This window comes from Haloferax sp. S2CR25, assembly GCF_031624535.1.
GTDB lineage: Archaea > Halobacteriota > Halobacteria > Halobacteriales > Haloferacaceae > Haloferax > Haloferax massiliensis.
This window is the reverse complement of record NZ_JAMQOO010000003.1, coordinates 107,139-128,995: the sequence shown is the minus strand read 5'-3', so window position 1 is coordinate 128,995 and position 21,857 is coordinate 107,139. Positions and strand designations below refer to the sequence as shown.

Sequence of the window (21,857 nt, the reverse complement as noted above, 5' to 3'; positions counted from 1 at the left end):
CGATGTTTCGGAGACTATCTAGGATGCTAGCGGGACACCTGAAGCGACCGGTTCGCCAGTCGGTGACGACGAGTACAACACCCGACAACTACGCTGACGGCTGTCGATACCACTCGGCGTCGTCGTCGTGGACGCGGTCACGTGATGCTTCGACGAGTGAGTTTCGTATCTTACACGAAATCGAAATTGACATATTCGATATCTTTCTATCTAACGAGACTATCCGACATCAAACCATCTCCCGTCAGAGATATCGACAGTCAGTAATCACTGAGTATATCGCAATCAAACTACTTATATGATTATCTGATAACTGATGACGACGCTCCTCGGCCGGACCGTCGTCACGTCGGACCACGGGAACATGATCGGAGACCGCGCCGCACCGGTTCCGATTCGAGAGTGGGGCCACCCGCCGGGGATATACACCAAGGAACTCGTCACGATTCCGTGGCTCGTCCACGACAACGGAGAGCGAAGAGAGATCGTCTCGGGCGAATCCGTCGCTACCGACGCAGCGGTCTCGTCGGACGTCGTCACGAAGCGGTTGGAGAACCTCGGCTACGTCGATTGAGGCCGGCGTCGGCTTCCTCGGTGTTTGACCTCGGTGGGCGACCCACCACTCACACGATTCACGCCGCCGAGACGAAAACGACGCGACGGCCCGACAGCGTCGTCGAACTCACGTTCCGGACGCGGAACTGCTCGCCCGGACGACGCGAACCCGCCCCCTCGAAACGCAGTCCTCGCTCCGGATGACCCTCGAAGACCGCCTCACGCCCCGACAACTCGAAGTGCTCCAGACGGCCTACGAAAGTGGGTACTTCGAGTCCCCGCGCGCCCAGACCGGCACGGACCTCGCCGCCGTTCTCGATATCTCGCAGGCGATCGACTTCTCCTGTTACGACGACAGACGACTCCGACGCCGTCGCATGGGCGGAGGAGATTTTCGAACGGTATCGTGACGCTGGCGAACTGGTGGCCTGACCGCGGTCCTTCCCCTCGCCCGCGTCGCCACCGCGATACCGTCGCTTCCGATAAAATGTCATATTATTTATATTTTCGGATGAGCTCTGCCGTCGGGCGAACCGAAGCGGTTAGACAGTATAGTATTGCATAAATTATGTGAAGTCCTTCGGTGTTCGACCGGCATCTCACCCGCGGGTCCGGAGCCGGACAGTCGGTGCCACCCGTCTGAACGAAACACGGCAGATACAGCCCCTAACAGTCGTGTTTCTCATAGATTCGACGGGGTGACGAAGCCGTCGGAATCGATCGCGAAGCGCGTGAACCCCGCGACACCACGAGTCGCTGATCCACCGATTGATAATGTTATTTTTACCCAATACTACTTGTTGTCGTTGGTCGGTTTCGAGGATATTCTCTCGTGGAAATATCCTCACATATCAGATGGGATCTATTATTGGAACCGCTCGGGAACCGCGCTCAGCGTCGAGATACGGACGGACCGATGGCCTCGATGCGCGAGTGTGTCCGAGTCGTTGGGCGACCGTGATGACGGCGGGAGACGCCGTGACGCCGCGTTCGCTCCGCGACCGTCGCCCCGAACTGTTCGTTCCAGTGTGGGCTTCTGCTCGTATCAGTCGTCGACAGACTCCGTGGTCTGAGCCGATTGGCCCCGTTCTCGCGGGGTTCGCTTACCGAGTTCGCCGCTCGCAACCATCAGCGCCGCGAGCATCACCAGCGCGCCGACGAGGAGGACGGTCAGCACGTCCGGGTCCTGGAAGTTCTGCGCCCCGACGACTAACGCGGCGGAGATATTCCGCTGTGCCGTCCCCAACCCCAGCACCGATTTCCGGTCGGTCGCGTCGCCGCCGAGGAGATAGCCGATGGCGAACGCCCCGGCGACGAACGCCAACAGGGCGACGAGCACGCCCGTCCCGAGGACGGCCAGCAGGTTCTGGACGTTCAACACCAGCATGAGCACGACGAGGAACACCAGCGCGGTGGTCGACGTCTGCGCCATGATGGGTTGGACGCTCGCGGCGAGGTCGGCGTAGCGGGCGTTCACCACCAGTCCGAGGGCGAGCGGGAGGAGCATCAGCAGTATCAGCGAGTTCGCGATATCGAATGGATTCACCTGAACGCCCGGCAGCAAAAGCGGTAACACCAACGGGACGTACGCCACCGTCGTCACCATCAGGAGCACCATCACCCCGACGTCGAACGCGACGTTCCCCTTCGCCACCTCGACGAGTTTCGGGAGGAACGGTGCTCCCGCCGCGGTCGCAAGCAGTAGCAGGCCGATGCCCTGTCCCTCGGTCATCGGGACGACGGCGACGAGTGCGTACCCGAGCACCGGGACGAACACGAAGTTCGCCGCGAGCGCTTTCGCTACGACGGCCACGTCCTTCAGCGGGTCGAGTATCTGGCCGAGCGTCAGGCTCAACCCCATCGCAAGCATGCTGGTCACGACGAAGACCAACACCGACAGCGTTGCGAGTGATTCGAGGACGACGGCCATCGTCGGTGGTCCTCCGAGCTACTCCTGTGCCATGATGCGGTCCATCTCGGCCTCGGGGTGGACGAACGCATCTCCGCTGACGTCGACGGTCACCCGGGCGATGTCGCCGGTGAACGCGAACGGCACTCGCTCGCGGTACGCCGCGGTGACGGTGCTGAGCGCGTCGCGGCCACAGCTCAACCCCGCGGTGAGCCCCATCGTTATCGGGAGCGTCCGCGGAATCGTTCCCTCGCCGACCTGTTCGTCGTCGTAGTAGAGTCGGACCGTTCCGGGCGCGCCCTTCCCCTCGGCGGGGTCCGCCTCGCCGGTGGCCTCGAACTCCATCCGGAGGCTGACTTCGCCCTCCGGAACGCGCGTCTCGGCGACGACGTCGTACTCCTCGACGCCGACGTAGTTGTACACGTAGCGCAGGCGGTCGTCTTCGACGTACAGCGAGTACCCGCCGGAGCGAGAGCCGTGGGCGAGGAGGGTTCCCTCCGCGCCGCCCTCGGGGATGGTCACGTCCGCGGTGATGCTGTGGCTGCGATTGAGCACCTTGACCGCGGCGTTCACCGGGACGTACTGGCCGCCGGGGTAGTAGACGTACTGTTCGCGGGGGCGACCCGGCTCCGGGCGCTCCTCGACGAAGCGCTGGACGCTCCGCCCGTCGAGCGGCAAGACGTCGTACTTGCCGGCCTCGGTCCACCACAACTGGACGAGTTCGAGCAGTTTCTCGGGGTGGTCAGCGGCGACGTCGTGGGCCTCCGAGAAGTCTTCGGCGACGTGGTACAGCTCCCAGTCGGAGTCCGCGAGCGAGGTGGTCGAGAGGTCTTCGGCGGTGATCTCATCACCGAGCGGCCACGGGTGAACGGCCCGCCATCCGTCGTGGTAGACCGCCCGGTACGCGAACATCTCGAAGTACTGGCTCGTGTGCCGTTCGGGCGCGTCGGGGTCGTCGAACGTGTACGCGAAACTCGTCCCTTCGATGGGGGACTGGGCGATGCCCCGTATCTCGTCGGGGGCCGCCACGCCGAGCAGTTCCAGAACCGTCGGGACGACGTCGATGGCGTGGACGAACTGGCTCCGTATCTCGCCCGCCGCGTCGATACCCGCGGGCCACGAGACGACCATCGGGTCGCTCGCGCCGCCGCGGTGCGTCTCGCGTTTCCAGCGTTGGAACGGGGTGTTACCGGCCCACGTCCAGCCCCACGGGTAGTGGTTGAAGTAGTTCGGGCCGCCGAGTTCGTCCATCGCTTCGAGGTTGTCTTCGAGGCTCTCCGGGACGTTGTTGAAAAAGCGGTTCTCGTCGACGGACCCGGTCGGGCCGCCCTCGGCGCTCGCCCCGTTGTCCGAGACCGTCACGACGAGCGTGTTCTCCAGTTCGCCGAGCTCTTCGAGGTAGTCGAGCACCTTCCCGACCTGTGCGTCGGTGTGTTCGAGGAAGCCCGCGAACACCTCCATCATCCGCGCGTAGAGTCGCTGTTCGTCGTCGGAGAGGGTGTCCCATCGCCGAACGTCCGGGTTCTGGGGCGAGAGCTCGGTTCCCTCGGGAACGACCCCCAGTTCGATTTGTCGCTCCAGAATCCGCTCGCGGGCCTCGTCCCACCCCATGTCGAACTCCCCGGCGTACTTGTCGGCCCACTCCCTCGGCACTTGGTGCGGGGCGTGACACGCGCCGGGACAGAAGTAGGTGAAAAAGGGCTTGTCGGGGTCGACCTGCTTGGCGTCGCCGATGAACTCGATGGCCCTCTGGGCGAGGTCCTCGGTGAGGTGATAGCCCTCCGCCGCCGTCGCTGGGGGGTCGACCTGGTGATTGTCGTAGACGAGCGAGGGGGTGTACTGGTCGGTGTCGCCGCCGAGGAAGCCGTAGTAGCGTTCGAACCCGCGGCCGAGCGGCCAGCCGTCGTACGGGCCGGCCCCGCTCATCGACTCCGCCGGGGCGAGGTGCCACTTCCCGACGGCGAAGGTGCTGTAGCCCTGTTGGCCGAGCACCTCCGAGAGGAAGCCGTTCTCGTGGGGGATGTGGCCGTTATAGCCGGGGAACCCCGTCGATATCTCGGTGATACCGCCCATCGCGTTCGAGTGGTGATTGCGCCCGGTCAAGAGACACGAGCGCGTGGGCGAACAGAGCGCGGTCGTGTGGAAGTTGCTGTACTGGAGGCCGTTCTCGGCGAGTCTATCGATGTTCGGAGTGTCGGCGAGGCCGCCGTAACAGCCCAACTGGCCGAATCCGACATCGTCGAGGACGACCATGAGGACGTTTGGAGCGGTTTCCGACGCTCGGGTCGGCTCGGGCCACCAGGGTTCTGATTCGTCGTACGTGCGGCCGATACGGCCGTGAAACTCTTGTTGAGACATGGTCTGGTCGTTCTGGTCGTTGCATCAGCACCGAGTTACTATCGCGGACGGACAGTTTGTGCAGCAGCCAATGACAACGAAACTATCGATGTGTTGTCTATTAAATCTATTTCGATGACAATTGTATAGTCAGCCGCCGACAACTGTCTGGGCGGGCGTCATCTGTCGATAGCCGGTCGTGTTGGCGCAGAACCATTTATCTGTATTTGAATCGAATACGAGCCATGGCCGGGGTCGAAGAGCAGTTACTGACACTGCTGTACCTGTTCGGGGTCGCCGCAGTCGCCGGTCTGCTCACGGTGCGATACACCCGTCTGCAGTACACGACAGGACTGCTGCTTGCCGGATTACTCATCTCCGTACTCGGTTCGCCCGTCGAGGTCGCTCTCACGTCCGACCTCATCCTGCTGGCGCTGCTCCCGGCCCTGATATTCAACGACGCAATCGAGATCGACGTCGAGGCGTTCCGCGAGAACCTCGTTCCGATACTGGTGCTCGCGGTCGTCGGACTGCTGTTCTCCATCGCGCTCATCGCCGCCATAGGACAGTTCGCGTTCGGGTTCTCGCTGGCGGTCGCGATCCTCTTCGGTGCGATTATCATGCCGACCGACCCCGTGTCGGTCCTCGCAATCTTCGAAGACCTCGGCGTTCCCGAGCGACTCAACATCCTCGTCGAGGGTGAGAGCCTCTTGAACGACGGCGTCTCTATCGTGGTCTATTCGTCGGTCCTCGCGGTCTTCGTCGAGGCGAGGTCTCGGGGGCTCACGGTCCGGGAGTTCGCCACTATCGGCGCGTTCATCACCGACGTCGGTCTCGGTATCGTCGTCGCGCTCGTCGGCGGGGCGCTCGTCGGGGCCGCGGCCGGGTACGTCGGGTACGCCCTCGTCTCGCGGGTGGACGACGAGCTAATCGCGGTTGTCCTCTCGTTTCTCGTCGCCTACGGCGTCTTCATCCTCCTCGACATTCTCGGCAGTAGCGGTGTCATCGGCACGCTGACCGCCGGTGTCGTCCTTGCGAGTCGCCTGAGCCGCACGGCGGTTTCCCCCGAGACGAGTTACACCGTCGGCGCGGTCTGGGAGTACGCGGCGTTTATCGCCAACACGCTCGTCTTCGTCGCGCTCGGGGTTATCACGCCCTTCGACCTGCTTCTCGAATACGGTGTTCAAATCGCCGCCGCCATCGTCTTCGTGTTTCTCGCGCGGGCGGTGGTCGTCTACCCGCTCGTCGAACTCCTCAATCGGCGGTCGAGCCCCGCGATTCCTCGCGGCTACCAGCACGTGCTCGTCTGGAGCGGTATCCACGCATCGGTCTCAATCGCGCTCGTTCTCGGATTCGCGGAAGCGTTCCCCGGCCCCCTCGCGGAACAGCTCTCGGCACTGGTTTTCGGCGTCGCCGCGTTCACGCTCCTCGTCAACGGGCCGACGATGGGAGCCGTCATCAGCCGCGTCGGAATCAGCGGACAACGGCCGTCGCAACGGCTCTACGAGGCGCTCATCGGCCGCCTGCACGGGGTCGACGCCGCGCTCGATACCGCGGAGCGACTGCTCGAACAGGACCGCATTCCGACGAGCGTCTTCGATGACCTCACCGCGACGTACAAACGCGAACGCCTCGAACTCGAAGCCGCCATCGAATCCCTCCTCGCGCGGTATCCGGACATTCGAGAACACGAGGAACGACTCGGGCGCCATCGCATCCTCATCGCGGAGTTCGAGGCGATTCGCGGGGCAATCAAGCGAGGAGAGATAAGTCAGGAGGTCGGCGACCGCTTGTTGCGTGACGTCGAAGCGGACATCGACCACGCCCTCTCCGACGAAGGGACAGTTCCCGGGCCGAGACCGGGTCGGGACCCCTACTGGCGTCACCAACTCGAACAAGTCGGCCTCGATGCCGAGCGGGCCGACGACGCAACCATCGGTGAGGGAACGGAGGGCCCCTGACGCAACCCGACGGCCCTGACGACCCTGACGACTCCCAACGGCACCGACGCAGGTCTCGGCTCTCGGCTCACCTCGGCTCACCGGTTCGGCGACCTGCCTTCGAGCCTCTCCGCGAGGTCCGTGGAGAGACCGGTCAGGTGGGCCGTCCCGAAGGCGGCGACCAGTAGACCGCCGAGCGTGTTGTAACACAGGTCGAGGACGGTATCGTCGAGGCCGTACTGCGTGAGCACCTCCGCGGTGCCAAACACCCGGGCCGCGACGCTGATGTAGAACTCAAGGAGTTCCCACAGGACGCCGAACGCCATGACGAACAGGAGGAGGTACGCGAACATGAACTTCGGCGGCATGTTGATGTTCGCCGTGCGCACTTGGAAGGTCCGAGTCACGGCGTAGGCGGCCCCCGCGACGAGGGACGACGACAGCGCGTGGGTCATATGATCCCACCACCAGACCGCCGTGTACGCGCTCAGGAAGTCGAGGCCGGGAAGCGGGAGCGTTCCCAGCGCGTGGAGGAACATCGCGACGGTAATCCAGAGGACGATTCCGACGTGCATCGTGAACGCGTATCTGCGCTCGATGACCGCCGGGAGGAGCGTCACGAGCAGCCCGACCGCGGCGTTGACGGCGACCCCCGAGTTCCCGTAGGAGACGCCGACGGCGAAGATGAGAAGCATCAGAACCTGCAGCGCGCGAGTGACGGCTCGCTGGGCGGTGAGCGAGACGCTCGACCCCCGTTCTTGAATCATCCCGCCACCCCCTCGTCGGGACCGCGTTCGAGGTTCGCGGCGAGTTGCCGGCGGAAGTACCAGCGGAAGACCAGCCCTGCCGTGACGCCCGCGAGCAACGCCGCGGTGAAAATCACCATGAGTTCGTCGTTGGTCTCGACGAATCTCGTCCCGAGATACGCGGCCGAGGCCGCGGAGCCGACGGTCCAGAATCCCGTCGTTGCGAGCGTCGTCAGCACGACGAAAACGATTGCGAACCCCGGCGTCATCCGGACCGTCGTCGTCATCTGGAGCGCGACGACCACGAGCATCGCGAGGGTGGCGATGCTGAGACCGACGACGACGTCGCGGAAGAACGACGGCTGGACCGCTCCGGCCGCGAGTGGCAGCGACGCGAGGAGCAAGAGGGGCCAAGAGACGATTCGCGTCCAGTCCCCGCCGGTAACCGCCGGCACGACGGCGACGACCGCCGCGATCCCGGCGACTGTCGCGTGTACCAACAGGCCGTTTCGGACGCTCAGAACCGAGATTCCGACGAGTAGCGCGACGAGCATCCAAGCGATGACCGCGTTCGTTCGGTCGGCTCTCACAAACCACTCTTCGGGTAGCTGTTGACTCATGGGTAGGCACCGACCACCGAGGGAGTCCGTCCGTGGCTCCGCTCTGCGGGTTCGTACGGTACCGACTATTCACTGCGAATATTAATAAAGATTCTCGCGTCGGTTCGTGGCGGTCGGGAGGCGGTCAGTCGGCAGTTAGTCGGTAGTCAGTCGGTGGCACCGGAGACGACACAGCGGAACCCGACGTGCGTCGTCGTGGTGTCGATGGGCTCGGGGTAGCGCGCGGCGGGGCGGTACCGAACGCAGTAGTTCGGAGCGCAGAGGTGGGACCCGCCTTTCAGCACTTTCCGCGGTATCCGACTCGGGTCCCGCGGGTCCACGCTCTGCGCCCTGGTCCCGCCGCGGGGGTTCTTCGGCGCACAGCACGCGGGCGTCTCGCCGCCGGTTCGGGCGCGGAACCAGTCGTTCGTCCACTCCCACACGTTCCCGATGATGTCTTCGAGACCGTACCCGTTCGCGGGGAACGCGCCGACCGGCGACGTGCGGACGTATCCGTCCACCTCCGTGTTCTCGTAGGGGAACGTCCCCTGCCACGTGTTGGCCATCGGGTTCCCGTCCGGCATGAACTCGTCTCCCCACGCGAACTCTTTTGCTTCGAGCCCGCCGCGCGACGCCCGCTCGTGTTCGGCCTCCGTCGGGAGTCGCTTGTCCGCCCACTCGGCGTAGGCCGCGGCGTCCTCGTGTGCGACGTGGACCACCGGGTGGTTCGAGCGGTCCGTCTCGTCGCCGTCCGGTCCGAGCGGCTGTCGCCAGTTCGCCCCGGGGACGTACGCCCACCAGTTACTCGGCTCTCTGAGGCTGACCGGCCGGTCGGGTTGGACGAACACAGCGGAGCCGGGAACCAGCATCTCCGGGTCCGCGCCCGGGTAGTCCGCCGGATCGGGGTCTCGCTCCGCCAGCGTGACGTAGCCGGTGTCTTCGACGAACTCGCGAAACTCCGCGGTCGTCACCGGCGTTCTGTCCATCCAGACTCCGTCGACTTCGACCCGACGAGTCGGTCCCTCCTCGGGGTAGTGGTCGTCCGAACCCATGGTGAAGGTCCCGCCGGGAACCCATACCATCCCCTCGCGTGGTGGGTCAGTCGGCGCGTCCGTCTGCGGTGAACTCTCGTGGCTCATAGTCGTGCTGTTGCGCCGCCAGTCTCCACCGGGAGTACGGCGACGCTCTCGACACGAGTACAGCGGCAGCCGACTTAATCCTTGTTCGCCGCCGACAGGTCGAACCCCCGAGCGCCGCCTCGGACACGTCGCGTCCAGCTCCGACGGGGGTCTGCTCTCCGGTCGTCGCGGCGACGGCTACGAAACGCGCGTCGGTCTCTCAGCGCGAATTCGGAGCGAACCGCGCCATTCTTCGGACGCGGAGTTTCACGACCAGTGCGCTTTCCCTTTATTGTCCGGTCCGTCGTACACCAACTTGTCGCTATGAGCACTGACACGCAGGCGGAGTCGGAGATGCCCGCCACGTCCGAGATATCGCTATCGAACGCGCTCCAGAACGAGGGCCGGACGCTGATGGTCGTCGGCGGCCTGCTCGCAGTCTTGGGGTTCGGCGCGTTGCTCTTTCCCCTGCTTTCCTCGCTGAGCGTCGGACTGTTCTTCGGTGCCGCGCTCGCGGTCGCCGGGTTCGCCCACGTCGCACACGCCTTCTCGGCACCCGGCTGGAAGGGCGCGCTCGGCGAAATCGCCCTCGCCGTCGTCTTCCTCGTCGCCGGCCTCGTGATGCTGGTCAATCCCGTCCTTACGCTGGCGACCCTGACGCTCCTCATCGTCTCGTACTTCGCGGTCGAGGGCGTCGTCCTCCTGTACTTCGCGTGGTCGCTCCGGAGCGAGCGGGGTTGGGTCTGGTCCGCGGTGAGCGGCGCGCTCTCGTTAGCTCTCGCCGGACTCCTCTTCGTGGGGCTCCCCGCGACCGCCGCGTGGGCGCTCGGACTGTTATTCGGCGTCAACCTCCTCGCGACCGGCCTGTCGATGATTGTCGTCGGGAACGGCGCTAGAACGACCGATGTCGCGTCGTCGCCGTCGGTGACCCGTCCCGATACGGGTGACTGAGGCCCCCGCGGCGCTCGACCTGCGTGTACCCTCCAATTTCTGCGCTGTTCTCGTCAGTTGACACACCGTCCGGCCTCGCTCCCTCCGGTAGTTTGCGAAGCAGAGCAGGCCGGTGTCCCGAAATAAATGTAGACGAAAGCGTACTTTCCATTACATACTTAATTCTGTAATGACTGACGTTCCGAACAACCGCGAGAGACCGCGTTCGGGCCGACTCGGAGCGTCCACGCGGCCCCGAACCGATGACTCTCGGCTATCTCCCCGGCTGTCACGCCCGAGCGCCGCCTCGCTGGTGTCCCGACGGGCGTGTCTCGCATCGGTGACGTACGGCCCCTCATCGCCGCGGAAAGAGCTATCTGTCGGACACGCGTTATGACGTGTATTCCGCGGGTAAGCGCCCGCTCACACACTCATGCCGGAAGAACCCACCCGCGACTCGACGGCGTCGGCACCGACGGACGACTCACCGCTGGAGCGACTCGCGGCGGCGCTCCGGTCGCTCTCGTTCGAACGGGCGCGTGTGGCTCTCTGGTTCGTCGCCATCGCCCTCGTCTTTGAGCTCATCTACCTCGGCTGGCGGTTCGTCGGGACCGTCGTCATCGGCCTGTTCGTGTACTACGTCACGCGTCCGATATTCAGACGCATCAACGCTCGCATCGAATCGCGGACCGTCGCCGTCGCCGTGACGTTGGTGACGGTGGCACTCCCGCTGCTCTTCGTGGTCGGCTGGGCGTTCGCGATTCTCGCGGGGTCGCTGAACGAACTGCTCGAATCGGACGCCTTCGACGACTTCGAGATACTCTTACAGCCCTATTTCGACTTCACCGCGCTCGTCGCCGAGACGGGGCAGTTCGTCGACGACGTGGTCGCCGACCCGAGTCGACTCGCCGACCTCCAATTCGGGTCGGTCCTCGGTGAGGTAGTCGGAGTCGCTCTCTCCTGGCTCGGCGTGGTGTTCAACGCGGGGATTCACGGCTTTATCGTCCTCATCTTCGTCTTCTATCTCCTGCGGGACGACTATCGCCTCGCCCGCTGGGCGCGGGCCAACTTCATCGAAGACGGCGGGGTACTGGACACGTACTTCACGGCGGTCGACAGCGACCTCCACAACGTCTACTTCGGCAACATCCTGAACGCGCTGTTGACCGGGGTCCTCGCGGCGGTGGTGTACACGGTTCTCAACCTCTTTGCACCCCTCAGCGTTGGGATTCCCCAGGCGGCCTTCCTCGGTCTGCTCGTCGGCATCGCGAGCCTCGTTCCGGTCATCGGCATCAAACTCGTGACCTGGCCGGTCGCCGCCTACCTCCTCGGACGCGCGCTCTGGCTGGACCCGGAAGCGCTCTGGTTCCCCGTCGTCTTCCTCCTCGTCTCGTTCGTCATCGTGGACTACATCCCGGACCAGGTGCTCCGTCCGTACGTCAGCGGGCGAACCCTCCACGTCGGAGCGGTGATGCTCGCGTACACCGTCGGTCCACTGCTTTTCGGCTGGTACGGCATCTTCTTGGCCCCGTTGCTGTTCGTCGTGACGTTCGAGTTCGGACGGATGGTCTTCCCGTGGCTACTCCATCCGGAGCGCCCCCTCGTCGCGACACCGGGCCTCTCCGGGGAGTCCTCCGAAGGAAGACCAGAGACGAGCGCGCCGACCGAGTCGCTCCTGACGGGCGGAGCCGCCAACGACAGTTCGGCAGTCGACGAGCACGTCACCGACTCAGTTGAGGGGACGAAAAGCGACCAGTAATCGACGTGCCGGCGGAGCATCGGCTGGTTTCCCGTCCTTCGAAACTGCGGTGGCGACCGGCTACTCCCTTCGGTATCGCGGCATTCGATATATCGACCGGAGCGGTCGGTCATTTCAACCTCCCTCTCGGTTCACCCGCCGTCGTTCCTGCCACGGGCCGCCGAACAGCGTGTCCGCAGAGCCCGACACTCGAACCTACGCCGATAGTATAGCACATATCAGTCACAACACCCCACTTAGAATTGTAGTGATTTTCTCAACTGGTGGGAGAGTACCGGCTGATTCGAAACTGTCGCTGAGCTCAAATGACTAGATAGTGAAAGAAAGGCCGGCAGAATATCGCGATGCTCGCATATTTTGTAGGGAAGTAACCAAAGACTGATTATATGATCATTACTCCACTCAGCTCTCGAATACTAAAACGTCGTTCGCCGACGAAGTATATAGTGGAGGAACCACAACAGCAACTACTTCACGGAGAGTAGCATTGGATAACTAACGCATTCGTGTCGTGGCGTCGGTACGCACAGACAGTGTGGGCGGGGCGCTCAGACCAGCTATTCAGTCGCGTTCCGGACCCCGGTCGCCGCCGCGGAGCGCTTGATTACCCTGAGGTAGCGGCTCCCGTGCTTGGGGGAAGGCCCGGTCGAGACTACGCGCCCGCGTCAGACTTCATCCGCGCGGCGCGTCGGCCAGGCGGACGGTGTCACCATAAAGAGGTACCGGGTGCCCTCCAACCGGATCATCTGCGAGAGCGATATTTCCCGGTTCGGAAGCGCCCGAGCCAACTCGACGAGCGGGAGCGCCTCCAACGACAGGAAAATCTCTGCGACGATAGCCATACACGCCAATCGGGTCGAGCCGTATAACTCCTGTTCGGTCGGCTCAGCCGAACGCCGAACCGTCGAGCGAGTTTCCCGCCCGACGTTCGGCGTCCGTCGATAACAGGCCTACCCGTGTAACTCCGCTGTGTACGTCGATTCGGCGATGATATACCCATCTCGACGGGATTCACTTCTGACGACGACCGACGAAGTGGCTGCGACGCTGAGTATCGTCCGCAAGGTACCGAGCCCCGGTCAGGTGAAGGCCCAGACCGCGGCGACGAACAGCAGCGACCCGAAGACGAAGGTGACGTCTCGGGTCCGAACCATCATGCCCTCGGTCCGGAGGGCTTGGCTCCGTTCGTCGCCCAGCGAGCGCGAGAACCCCTTCGTCTCCATCGCTTCCACGGTGACCCGCGAGCGCTTCGCCACGTTGAAAATCAGCGGATAAAACGCCTTGACCGAGAGCGTCAGCAGGTAGTAGAAGTAGCGCCACCTGAACAGTCCTTGTTTCTCGGGGACCTTACTTCGAAGGCGGAACGAGTTGATCAGCGCGTGGTACTCCTCGACGAGGAGCGGCATCATCCGGTAGCCGTACGCGATTGCGAACGTGAGCTGTCGGGGGACGCCCAGACGCAACATCCCCTTGCTGAGTTTCTGCGGGCTCATCGCCGAGAAGACGGCGAGGCTGATGACCGAGATAATCGTGAGCTTGAGGAAGAACGGGACGAGCGCCCCGACGGCGTCGATACCGACCTCTTGGCTGGTCGTGGCGGTGTGGACGCCTCGGCCGACCGCGGCCGCGACGATCGTGCCGGTCTCGGCGAACGCGCTCACATCGCCGGTCGTGACGCCTTCGACGACCCGACCGGCGTTGTCACCCAAGTGACCCACCGCTCGCATCGCCCCGCCGATGAGCGGGACTAACACCACGAAGAAGCCGACGTTGGTGACTTGTCCGAACAGGAGCAACGCGAGCAGGTATTTGCTGACCTGCGAGAGCGCGGCGAGCGCGAAGGCCGCCGCGAGCAGGATAGCCAGCGGGAGCGTGTCGTAGAACAGCCACGGGATAATCATGAACAGCACGGTCCACAGCAGGACGACCCGCGGGTCGAAGCTGTTCAACAGCGCGTCCTCGTTGTCGTAGGCGGTCCGCATCAAGTCGACCTTGACGTCGGCGACAGAGATGTCGGTGAGCGCGTCGACGTACTTCATCGCGCCCCTCCGTTCGGCTCGGCGTCGCCACCCACGTCGCCGACACCGCCGTCGGCGAACGCGTCGTCCTCGAACGAACGAGCCAGCGTCTCGCACATCGCGTCGGTGCTGAGCGCGGGGGATTCCAGCCCGAGTCGCCGGCTCAGTTCGACCACCTGCGGCTGTCGCAAACCGGTCTCCGCGAGGAGGTCCGGGTCGGAGAACACGGCCGCCGGCGGCGCGTCCGCGAGCACCTCGCCCTCGCCCATGACGAGGACGCGGTTGGCCCACGCCGCGACCAGTTGCAGGTCGTGCGAGGCGACGACGACGGTCTCGACGCGGCTCTCCGCCTTTCGGAGCATTCCGGTCACCTCGCGGCGGCTCTGGAGGTCGAGGCTGCCCGTGGGTTCGTCCAGGAGGACGACCGTCGGGTCGGTCGCGAGGCCGATGCCGAGCGACGCGCGGCGCTGTTGGCCGAGGCTCATCAGGCGGCCGTCGCGGTCGGCGAGGTGTTCGAGGTCCAGATACGCGAGAATCTCGTCGACGCGTTCGTCAACGTTCGGGGCGTCGCGGTTTTCGAGGTAGTAGGCGACGTCCTTGCGGACGGTGTCCTCGACGAACATCTCCTCGGGGTTCTGGTGGATGTAGACGGTGTCGTCGGCCAGTTGCTCGGGGAGCGTCTCGCTCGTGTCGCGGCCGAGGACCGTCACCCTCCCTTCGTCCGGGGACTCCAATCCCGTCATCAACCGCAACAGCGTCGACTTGCCGGAGCCGTTGGCACCGACGAGCGCGACCCGGTCGCCCGCGTGCAGTTCGAGGTCCAGCCCATCGAGGACGCGGTTGTACCCCTCTCGAAGCGTGGGGTAGCCGTGGCCGACACCGCGCATCGTCACCAGCGCGTCCCCGTCCCGCTCGCGCCCGGTCAGCCCGGCCGCGGCGTCTGTACCTGTTGCCACCGCGCCACCGTCGACGGCGGCCCGCGACTCGCGCGTCGTGGCGGGCTGAAACGCCGTCGCCGCCTCGTCGACGGTCACGGGGTACCGTCCGTCGGGCAGGGTCCCCACCTCGGGCGGCAGGCCGTCGGCGATTTGCGTGACCTGCGGGGGGTGGATGTCGTGTGCGAGTAAGTCGTCGAGCCTGTTGAGTCCGACCTCGACCGGTTCCTTCCAGGCGACTCCGCCGTCGGAGACGAGCACCATCTCGTCGCAGTAGTCGGCGATGAACTCGGAGTGGTGTTCGATGACGATTATCGTCTTGTCGCGCTCCTCGTTGAGTCGTCGGAGCTGTTCGTACGTCTCGCGGGCGTTTCGGGGGTCGAGCTGTGCGGCCGGCTCGTCGACGAAGATGAACTCGGGGTCCATCGCGAGCACCCCCGCGAGGGCGACGAGGTGTTGCTGGCCGCCGCTCAGCTCCCAGATGAATCGGTCTTCGAGATGATCGAGACCGAGGGTTTCGAGCGCTCGCGTCGCCCGTTCGGCGTAGTCGTCGAGCCCGTGGTTGAGGGGCGCGAACTCCACGTCGTCGCGGACCGTCTCCTGGACGAGTTGGTTCTCGAAGTCCTGGAAGACGTAGCCGACCGTCTTCGAGAGCTCGGCGACGTCCGACTCGCGGGTGTCGGTGCCGGCGACGGTGACTCGCCCGTCGAACGTCCCCTCGAAGAAGTGCGGGATGAGGCCGTTAAACGTCTTACACAGGGTCGTCTTTCCGCTTCCGTTGCCGCCGACGACGGCCGTGAACTCGCCCGGCTCTATCGTCACGCTCGCATCGCGCAATACCGCCTCGTCGCCGCCGGGGTACTGAAACGTCAGGTTCTCGACGACGATGTTGTTGCTGCTCATAAAATCAAAGCGATGGGGTTCAGTCCTGTAGGCCGTCGACCTTGCGCTGGCGGTAGGCGACGAGCCCGAACGAGACGACCGCCGCGATGACGATGGGCACGAACAGGAACGCTTGGCCGTACGTTTCGACGAACTCCGGCGTGAACGTGATGAGCCCGCCGCTGGTCTCGCTCAGCGTCTCGAACGCGAACGCGACGGGAATCAGCGCCACCCACGCGATGAGTCGCTTCAGAGACGTCCGCGTGAACATCGGACCGTCGCGGCCCTCGACGGGACTCATTCCGAGCAGCGGCTCGATTTTCCCGCGGAGTCGCGGGTAGAGGAACAGCGTCGGAATCGCCCCGAAGACGACGCCGGCGATGATAATCTGCAGCAGGGCACCGATTCCCTCGGTGGCCCACACGGTCTCGGGGAGCCACGAAATCGCTTCGAGCTCTTCGACGCCGACGTAGAACTTCCCGACGTCGATGAACCACGCCGCGGTCTCCTCCATCGCCTTCGCGAGGAAGCCCAGCGCCGCGATTTGTTTGACGTCTTTCGGGTCCGTGATGAGCGACATCACGAAGAACCACGACAGCGTGACGACGATGAGCCCCTCGACCGCCCCGAGGGCGCTGAAGTCGCCGATGAGAATCTCTCCGAAGACGATGCCGCCGACCGGAATCGCGAGACAGGCCCAAAACGAGCGGAACAGAAGGACGACCGACATCGCAACGAACCAGAACGGTCCGATAGAGACGCCTAACCCGCCTATCGAGAACTCCGGAAGGAGTTCCGTAATCATACTCTGCAGACCGTGTAGCGACATGACGAGGATGAACGCCATCATGTCCCGATGGTCGAAACTGAACGCACTACCCGAGTTGTTGGACGTTGTCACCATCCGGGTGGTGGTGGTTAAGCAACCTGTTTAATCGTTGGTATGAGTATAGCGTACGACTGTATATCGAACTATACTCTGCGTATCGATCGGTGGACGTACATAGAAATCGCGGTGGTATGTTCCGCTCCGGATACTACCCGGTCGCGGCGCTCGCGGACCGATTCGGACGCTACTGAGCGTGACTGCCGGTCTCGAAAAAACCGAGCGACGGCGACGCCGACGTCGACGCCGACCGTCAGGCGTCGCTCGCGCCCACGCAGCGTTCGACGTCCGCGCGGGACTTCATCTCCAAGACGTTGTACGGGGCGTCGATGTCCGCGGCGACCGACCGGAACGACGGAAGCGGTTCGTGTGCGTCTTCGGTGCCGTCGTTGTCGTGGAGGTGCGCGACCCGAATGCGGTCGCCGAACCGCTCGACGAACCGCCGGTAGTCGACGCCCGTCGCCTTCGCGTGGCCCACGTCGAGCGTCAGCTTCAGGAACTCGTCGCCGACGCCGACGTCGTCGAGGAACGCGGCGAGTCGGTCGGGAGTCGCCGTGTGCCGACGCGTCTCCCGTTTGTCGCGCTGGTTTTCGAGGCAGACCGGAACGCCCGCCTCGGCGGCGAACTCGGCGCACTCGCGGAGCGTCTGGACCGCCTGCTCGCGGGTGTGCTCGCGGACGTGGTCGGGATAGCGGGTCCGAACCGACCCCCCGTGGACGATGACGCCGCCGGCGTCGATTGCCGCGGCGAGTTCGATTGCCTCTTTGGTCGCCGCGACCGTGGCCTCTCGAAGTCGCTCGTTGACGTTCCCGGGCGCGACATCGAGGTGTGGGCCGTGGACCGTGTACGTCACGTCGAACTCCTCGGCGACCGCCCGCAGGCGCTCGGCGTCTCGCTCGTTCGCCCGAACGTCCAGATAGCCCGCGCGGAGTTCGACGTGGTTCAGGTCGAATCCGCGGAGGAACTCGGCGAACGAGGCGACCTCGTCGGCGTAGCGGATGTCCATCGACGCGCCGAACCGCGGTCGCTGGACGGGCGTCGCCTCAGACATCGACCCGGCTCGCGGGGACGAGGCGGTCGCCACGGAGGACGGGCACGACCGACCGGGAGTCGATTGCCGTCTCGAACTCGTGGAGGTCGCGCCGCCGAATCTCGTGTTTCTCCTCGTATCGCGGTCCCTTCGCGGTCACGAGGAGGCGCGCGTAGCGCTCGCGCTCGCGGTCGGTGAGACCGTCGCCGTGGAGGTAGTCGTCGATGAGCGCCGCGCCGAGCGTGTCGTCGGGCGTCGGCTGGCCGCTCGACCCGCTGGCGACGATGGTGACCGGCCGCCCGCGGTCGTCGAGCAGGTCCGCGACCGCCGCGGCGTTCGTGTAGCCGCCGACGAACACCTCGACGTCGGACCCGCCGCGCTCGCGGAGCGTCGAGACTGCCCGCCCGCCGTTCGTGGAGGTCATCGCGGTCGGCCGCCCGTCGAGGTCCAGTCGCTGGACGTAGCTCGGCGAGTTGAAGAAGTCGTAGCCGGGGTTCGGTTCGTAGTCGTCGGTCTTGCCGCCGCCGATGAGGCACTCGGGGTGGTCCTCCCGATACGCCGGTTCGTCGCCGCGCTCGTCGGTCACGTGAACGTACTCCGCGCCGAGCGCGAGCAGTTCCGCCACGGTCGCCGAGAAGTGAGTCACGTCCACTACCACGTAGTCGCCCGGTGTCGGCTCCGGCGGGATGTTCTCACAGCCCTCTATCAACGTCTCTGCGAACGCCGCTGTCTGTCGTCCATCTGCGGACATGGCCCACGGTCTCGACAACACCTACAAGTCGATTGCTAGTAGCGATATATATCGGGGCGTACTATCCGTAGTTCGCTTCGCCCGCTGGCGGGCTCTCGACTATCGCCTTCGATGGAGAAATAGTCAGAGAGAGATACTAAAATAAAACTGGAGAATTACATAGCTAACTCACCAGTTCCATCTCGAAATCAGGTGCCGAACGCGCCGTCGGTCGCGAGGAAATCGAGCCGTCTTGACCGCGTTCTCGAACCACGACTACGAGTTCGACTCGTTCGGCATATCCCCGGAAAACGGAGTAGCTCTGGCATGAGAACACGTTTTCAGGTGCGAGCGGCGTCGGCGGATTGCTCGCACTCGGGAGCACGGTTCTCTGGGACGGGTGTGACGGGTACGCTCCTTCGAACGCCTGGAGACGCCGAAAAGAGCGGTTGCGACGAATGGAACGAGCCCGACTGCGAAGTTTCGCGCCCGTCGCGGTCGCCCGGGGAGCACGCCCGAGTGGAACCGCAATCGCACAGCGGGAGTCCTCAGATTCGGTGACGGATATGATGGAATTTCTACATCAGTACTGTACGACTATTGATTTTCGAATACGCGGTCTCGGCTCCCGGTTCAGTACCGACCGCCGCTTCGCCGAAACCGACGCCGACAGCGTCTTTGACCGCCGGTCCAACGTCGAGTCGAGATGGCCTTCGCCGCCGAACGACTCACTCGACTCAAGACGCCGCTCCGGTACGCGATGGGTGCGCTCTACGTCCTCGCCGGCGTGATGCACTTCGTCGTACCCGACGCGTACGCGCAGGTCGTCCCGCCGGTCTTCCCGGCGGCGCTCGCGCTCGTCTACGTCTCGGGCGTCGCCGAAATCGCTCTCGGCGTCGGCGTCGTCTTCCGCCGCACCCAACGCATCGCCGCGTGGGGGCTCATCGCGCTGCTGGTCGCGGTCTTCCCCGCGAACGTCTACATGGCGACGAGCGATATCGCCCTCGAAGGCGTTCCGTCGGCGCTTCGGGAGCCCTCCGACGCCGCCCTGTGGCTCCGACTGCCGCTTCAGGGCGTGCTCGTCGCGTGGGCGTGGTGGTACACGCGACCGGAGTCCGACGGCGTCGACCCGTCTCCGAGCCGGTGACCGTCACCGAGTGAATCGGTGTCGAGCCCCACGCTGTCCGGCTGTTTTCGGGACCGAACGGAACTGATTCAAGCGCGCCGGTGCGAGCCGTACCCGATGACCGAAGACGACACTCACGACCACGTCGTCCCCGGAAGCGACGAGGCCATCAATTCGGCCGACGTTCGGGGCTACGACTTCGACGGCCCGTTCGACTTCGACGAGTTCCTCGACGCGTACGCGACGACCGGCTTTCAGGCGACGCAGCTCGCCGAGGCCATCGACATCGCCGAGGAGATGCAGGAGGCGGACGCGACCGTCTATCTGACGTTCACCTCGAACATCGTCTCGTCGGGCCTGCGCGAGGCCGTCGCCTACCTCGTCCGCGAGGGGTTCGTCGACGTGCTCATCACCACCTCCGGCTCGCTGACCGAGGACGTCATCAAGACCGCCAAGCCGTTCAAGATGGGCTCGTGGGACGCCGACGAAGGCGCGCTCCGCGAGCGCGGCATCAACCGCCTCGGGAATATCTACGTCCCCTCCGACCGGTACGTCTGGCTCGAAGAGTACCTCTACGACTTCTTCGAGGACTTCTTCGCGGAGGAGAAGGTGCGGACGCCGACGGCGTTCGCCCGCGAGCTGGGCGAGACGCTCGACGACGAACATTCGGTGTTGAAGCAGGCGGCCGACAACGACGTGCCGGTCTACTGCCCGGCGCTCACCGACGCCGAGGTGGGTAACTTCCTCTACTACTACCGACAGGGCTACGACAAGGACGTCGGCATCGAGATTCTCGACGACTACGACTCGCTCATCCAAAACGGCCTCCTCGCGGACGAAACCGGTCTTATCGCCGTCGGCGGCGGCGTCCCCAAACACCACGCAATCATGACGAACCTCTTCCGCGGCGGCGCGGACTACGTCGTCTACATCTCGACGGGGATGGAGGGCGACGGCTCGCTGTCCGGCGCGCCCCCGAACGAAGCCGTGTCGTGGGGGAAAATCAAGGACCACGACACGAACTACACGCAGATCGAAGCCGAGGCGACGCTCGTCTTCCCGCTCCTCGTTGCGGGCGCGTTCAAGAGCTAGCGCGCCGCCGCGCCCTATTGTCCCCTTTGTAGCGGTATGTGGGTGTCCCAACCGTCGAAACGGCTACGTTAGGCTCATAGCAATCCCCTTTAGGGGTCGGTCGTGTTGCCCGAGTGATGGTATCAACGAGGCGAAGTTTCATCGGGGGTTCTGCCGCTGCGGTGGCGGGTCTCGCCGGCTGTCTGACGACGAGCAGTTCCGAGAGTGACGCCGACGCGACGGGTTCCGGTGGCGGCGACGCGGAGACGTACGAGGTCGGGTATCAGGACTTCCAGACGAACATCGAGGCCACCGCGTTCCCCGATATGCTGTACTTCTACTGCGTGCAGTCCGGGTGGATGAACTGGCCGTCGCTGATGCAGTCGTTCGAGGATTCCTACGGCGTGGCCGTCCACGACGACGACCGCTCGTCGGGCGAGGCGCTCCAGCACATGCGCTCGCACTCGAACAACATGACGCACTCCGGGTACAACGGCGGCTACACCTACGGCATCGTCGCCCGGAACGAGGGCTTCACGCAGGCGTACAAGCCACAGGGGTGGGACAAGGTTCCTGACTCGCTCAAGACCGACGACGGCCACGTCACGGCGACCCGCCGGGTGACGACGGCCGTGACCTACCGGAAGGACATCTACGAGGAACGCGGCCTCGACGAGCCGACCACGTGGGAGGACCTGCTCCAGCCCGAAATCATGCAGGACCTCGCGCTCCAGACCCCGCAGGCGGCGGTCGGGCTCGCGGCGGCGCTGTCGGTCAACAACGCCCGCGGCGGCAGCATGGACGACCTCCAGCCCGTCATCGACTACTACGAGCGGATTCAGGAGGGCGGCGCTGAGTTCACCGACAACTTCCTCGCGCAGTTCTCCCGCGGCGAGTACGCGACGTTCATCCGGTACGACTACTCCGGGCTCGACCTCAAGTACAACAACGACGAGGTCGCAGAAGAGAACGTCGGCGTCGCGCTCTTGGGCGGCGAGAACGGCGATAAGGGCGCGCTCAACATGCCGTACGGCTACGCGCTCTTGGAGGGCGCGCCGAACCCGGCGGCGGGGAAGCTGTTCATGGACTACGTCCTCTCGCTGGAGGGCCAACAGCAGTTCCTCGACGCCTACGTCAGGCCGATTCGCTCCTCGGAGCTGGAGCTTCCCGACGAGTTCATCGACCCGAGCGAGTACGACCGGACCGAATTTCAAGTCGACTACGGTCAGTTGGTCGAGAAACAGGAGGGCATCATCCGAGAGATAACGCGCGGCGCGAACATCTGA

At 64.6% G+C, this 21,857-nt stretch carries 19 protein-coding genes; 8 read left to right on the top strand and 11 right to left on the bottom strand.

The features are described 5' to 3' along the window. Nucleotides 1-316 precede the first annotated feature (316 nt). Nucleotides 317-574, top strand: a complete 258-nt coding sequence (locus NDI65_RS09055; RefSeq protein ID WP_089780303.1) for a hypothetical protein — start codon at nucleotides 317-319, stop codon at nucleotides 572-574. Between the two features lie 181 nt (nucleotides 575-755). After that, complete coding sequence (locus NDI65_RS09050; protein WP_089780305.1) at nucleotides 756-965, top strand: helix-turn-helix domain-containing protein; 210 nt, start codon at nucleotides 756-758, stop codon at nucleotides 963-965. A gap of 635 nt (nucleotides 966-1,600) precedes the next feature. Here NDI65_RS09050 and NDI65_RS09045 read toward each other — a convergent pair. Further along, complete coding sequence (locus tag NDI65_RS09045) at nucleotides 1,601-2,485, bottom strand: bile acid:sodium symporter (protein ID WP_089780306.1); 885 nt, start codon at nucleotides 2,483-2,485, stop codon at nucleotides 1,601-1,603. 18 nt (nucleotides 2,486-2,503) lie between these two features. After that, a complete protein-coding gene (locus NDI65_RS09040; RefSeq protein ID WP_089780308.1) occupies nucleotides 2,504-4,822 on the bottom strand; it encodes an arylsulfatase in 2,319 nt (772 codons plus the stop codon). Nucleotides 4,823-5,046: 224 nt separating this feature from the next. On the opposite strand from NDI65_RS09040, the gene NDI65_RS09035 reads away from it, so the two are divergent. Continuing rightward, nucleotides 5,047-6,762, top strand: coding sequence for a sodium:proton antiporter (locus tag NDI65_RS09035; RefSeq protein ID WP_089780310.1), 1,716 nt, complete (start codon nucleotides 5,047-5,049; stop codon nucleotides 6,760-6,762). Between the two features lie 77 nt (nucleotides 6,763-6,839). Here NDI65_RS09035 and NDI65_RS09030 read toward each other — a convergent pair whose 3' ends face one another. The 3 genes from NDI65_RS09030 to NDI65_RS09020 all read right to left on the bottom strand — a co-directional run bounded on the left by NDI65_RS09030 (nucleotide 6,840) and on the right by NDI65_RS09020 (nucleotide 9,168). Then, nucleotides 6,840-7,508, bottom strand: a complete 669-nt coding sequence (locus NDI65_RS09030) for a hypothetical protein (RefSeq protein ID WP_089780312.1) — start codon at nucleotides 7,506-7,508, stop codon at nucleotides 6,840-6,842. Further along, entirely contained in the window at nucleotides 7,505-8,107 is a 603-nt protein-coding gene (locus NDI65_RS09025; protein ID WP_089780314.1) for a hypothetical protein, read from the bottom strand. Before NDI65_RS09025 ends, NDI65_RS09030 begins: the two co-directional genes overlap by 4 nt. A gap of 146 nt (nucleotides 8,108-8,253) precedes the next feature. Continuing rightward, nucleotides 8,254-9,168: a formylglycine-generating enzyme family protein gene (locus NDI65_RS09020; RefSeq protein ID WP_310893651.1), complete on the bottom strand. Its 915-nt coding sequence runs from the start codon at nucleotides 9,166-9,168 to the stop codon at nucleotides 8,254-8,256. A 360-nt stretch (nucleotides 9,169-9,528) separates the two neighbouring features. Here NDI65_RS09020 and NDI65_RS09015 point away from each other — a divergent pair, with 360 nt between their 5' ends. Both NDI65_RS09015 and NDI65_RS09010 read left to right on the top strand, forming a co-directional pair. After that, on the top strand, nucleotides 9,529-10,155 hold the full coding sequence (locus tag NDI65_RS09015; RefSeq protein WP_310893602.1) for a DUF308 domain-containing protein: 627 nt from the start codon (nucleotides 9,529-9,531) through the stop codon (nucleotides 10,153-10,155). Nucleotides 10,156-10,567: 412 nt separating this feature from the next. Beyond that, complete coding sequence (locus NDI65_RS09010) at nucleotides 10,568-11,893, top strand: AI-2E family transporter (protein WP_089780318.1); 1,326 nt, start codon at nucleotides 10,568-10,570, stop codon at nucleotides 11,891-11,893. Nucleotides 11,894-12,558: 665 nt separating this feature from the next. Here the strand turns inward: NDI65_RS09010 and NDI65_RS09005 are convergent. The 6 genes from NDI65_RS09005 to NDI65_RS08980 form a co-directional block, all read right to left on the bottom strand. After that, complete coding sequence (locus tag NDI65_RS09005; RefSeq protein ID WP_167344149.1) at nucleotides 12,559-12,735, bottom strand: hypothetical protein; 177 nt, start codon at nucleotides 12,733-12,735, stop codon at nucleotides 12,559-12,561. A 237-nt stretch (nucleotides 12,736-12,972) separates the two neighbouring features. Then, on the bottom strand, nucleotides 12,973-13,932 hold the full coding sequence (locus NDI65_RS09000) for an energy-coupling factor transporter transmembrane component T (protein WP_089780320.1): 960 nt from the start codon (nucleotides 13,930-13,932) through the stop codon (nucleotides 12,973-12,975). Further along, nucleotides 13,929-15,749, bottom strand: a complete 1,821-nt coding sequence (locus tag NDI65_RS08995; RefSeq protein WP_089780321.1) for an ABC transporter ATP-binding protein — start codon at nucleotides 15,747-15,749, stop codon at nucleotides 13,929-13,931. Before NDI65_RS08995 ends, NDI65_RS09000 begins: the two co-directional genes overlap by 4 nt. Nucleotides 15,750-15,768: 19 nt before the next feature. Next, entirely contained in the window at nucleotides 15,769-16,632 is an 864-nt protein-coding gene (locus tag NDI65_RS08990; RefSeq protein WP_226908759.1) for a hypothetical protein, read from the bottom strand. A 235-nt stretch (nucleotides 16,633-16,867) separates the two neighbouring features. Beyond that, nucleotides 16,868-17,665, bottom strand: coding sequence for a sugar phosphate isomerase/epimerase (locus tag NDI65_RS08985; RefSeq protein WP_089780536.1), 798 nt, complete (start codon nucleotides 17,663-17,665; stop codon nucleotides 16,868-16,870). Then, nucleotides 17,658-18,395, bottom strand: a complete 738-nt coding sequence (locus NDI65_RS08980) for a 2-phosphosulfolactate phosphatase (protein WP_089780323.1) — start codon at nucleotides 18,393-18,395, stop codon at nucleotides 17,658-17,660. The genes NDI65_RS08985 and NDI65_RS08980 overlap by 8 nt, the downstream gene beginning before the upstream one ends. A 685-nt stretch (nucleotides 18,396-19,080) precedes the next feature. Between NDI65_RS08980 and NDI65_RS08975 the strand changes: the two genes are divergently transcribed. From NDI65_RS08975 to NDI65_RS08965, 3 genes are all read left to right on the top strand, one after another. After that, nucleotides 19,081-19,521, top strand: a complete 441-nt coding sequence (locus NDI65_RS08975; RefSeq protein WP_089780325.1) for a DoxX family membrane protein — start codon at nucleotides 19,081-19,083, stop codon at nucleotides 19,519-19,521. 96 nt (nucleotides 19,522-19,617) lie between these two features. Next, entirely contained in the window at nucleotides 19,618-20,592 is a 975-nt protein-coding gene (locus NDI65_RS08970; RefSeq protein WP_089780327.1) for a deoxyhypusine synthase, read from the top strand. A 161-nt stretch (nucleotides 20,593-20,753) separates the two neighbouring features. Next, nucleotides 20,754-21,857, top strand: a complete 1,104-nt coding sequence (locus tag NDI65_RS08965; RefSeq protein ID WP_089780329.1) for an extracellular solute-binding protein — start codon at nucleotides 20,754-20,756, stop codon at nucleotides 21,855-21,857.

Excerpts from the sequence above, each read along its gene's own strand:
- NDI65_RS08980 (WP_089780323.1), bottom strand. The coding sequence starts at position 18,395 with ATGTCCGCAGATGGACGACAGACAGCGGCGTTCGCAGAGACGTTGATA.
- NDI65_RS09045 (WP_089780306.1), bottom strand. The coding sequence starts at position 2,485 with ATGGCCGTCGTCCTCGAATCACTCGCAACGCTGTCGGTGTTGGTCTTC.
- NDI65_RS09005 (WP_167344149.1), bottom strand. The coding sequence starts at position 12,735 with ATGGCTATCGTCGCAGAGATTTTCCTGTCGTTGGAGGCGCTCCCGCTC.
- NDI65_RS08985 (WP_089780536.1), bottom strand. The coding sequence starts at position 17,665 with ATGTCTGAGGCGACGCCCGTCCAGCGACCGCGGTTCGGCGCGTCGATG.
- NDI65_RS09015 (WP_310893602.1), top strand. The coding sequence starts at position 9,529 with ATGAGCACTGACACGCAGGCGGAGTCGGAGATGCCCGCCACGTCCGAG.
- NDI65_RS08990 (WP_226908759.1), bottom strand. The coding sequence starts at position 16,632 with ATGGTGACAACGTCCAACAACTCGGGTAGTGCGTTCAGTTTCGACCAT.
- NDI65_RS09025 (WP_089780314.1), bottom strand. The coding sequence starts at position 8,107 with ATGAGTCAACAGCTACCCGAAGAGTGGTTTGTGAGAGCCGACCGAACG.
- NDI65_RS09000 (WP_089780320.1), bottom strand. The coding sequence starts at position 13,932 with ATGAAGTACGTCGACGCGCTCACCGACATCTCTGTCGCCGACGTCAAG.
- NDI65_RS09020 (WP_310893651.1), bottom strand. The coding sequence starts at position 9,168 with ATGGTATGGGTTCCCGGCGGGACCTTCACCATGGGTTCGGACGACCAC.
- NDI65_RS09055 (WP_089780303.1), top strand. The coding sequence starts at position 317 with ATGACGACGCTCCTCGGCCGGACCGTCGTCACGTCGGACCACGGGAAC.
- NDI65_RS09030 (WP_089780312.1), bottom strand. The coding sequence starts at position 7,508 with ATGATTCAAGAACGGGGGTCGAGCGTCTCGCTCACCGCCCAGCGAGCC.
- NDI65_RS09040 (WP_089780308.1), bottom strand. The coding sequence starts at position 4,822 with ATGTCTCAACAAGAGTTTCACGGCCGTATCGGCCGCACGTACGACGAA.
- NDI65_RS08995 (WP_089780321.1), bottom strand. The coding sequence starts at position 15,749 with ATGAGCAGCAACAACATCGTCGTCGAGAACCTGACGTTTCAGTACCCC.
- NDI65_RS09010 (WP_089780318.1), top strand. The coding sequence starts at position 10,568 with ATGCCGGAAGAACCCACCCGCGACTCGACGGCGTCGGCACCGACGGAC.
- NDI65_RS08970 (WP_089780327.1), top strand. The coding sequence starts at position 19,618 with ATGACCGAAGACGACACTCACGACCACGTCGTCCCCGGAAGCGACGAG.
- NDI65_RS09035 (WP_089780310.1), top strand. The coding sequence starts at position 5,047 with ATGGCCGGGGTCGAAGAGCAGTTACTGACACTGCTGTACCTGTTCGGG.
- NDI65_RS08975 (WP_089780325.1), top strand. The coding sequence starts at position 19,081 with ATGGCCTTCGCCGCCGAACGACTCACTCGACTCAAGACGCCGCTCCGG.
- NDI65_RS09050 (WP_089780305.1), top strand. The coding sequence starts at position 756 with ATGACCCTCGAAGACCGCCTCACGCCCCGACAACTCGAAGTGCTCCAG.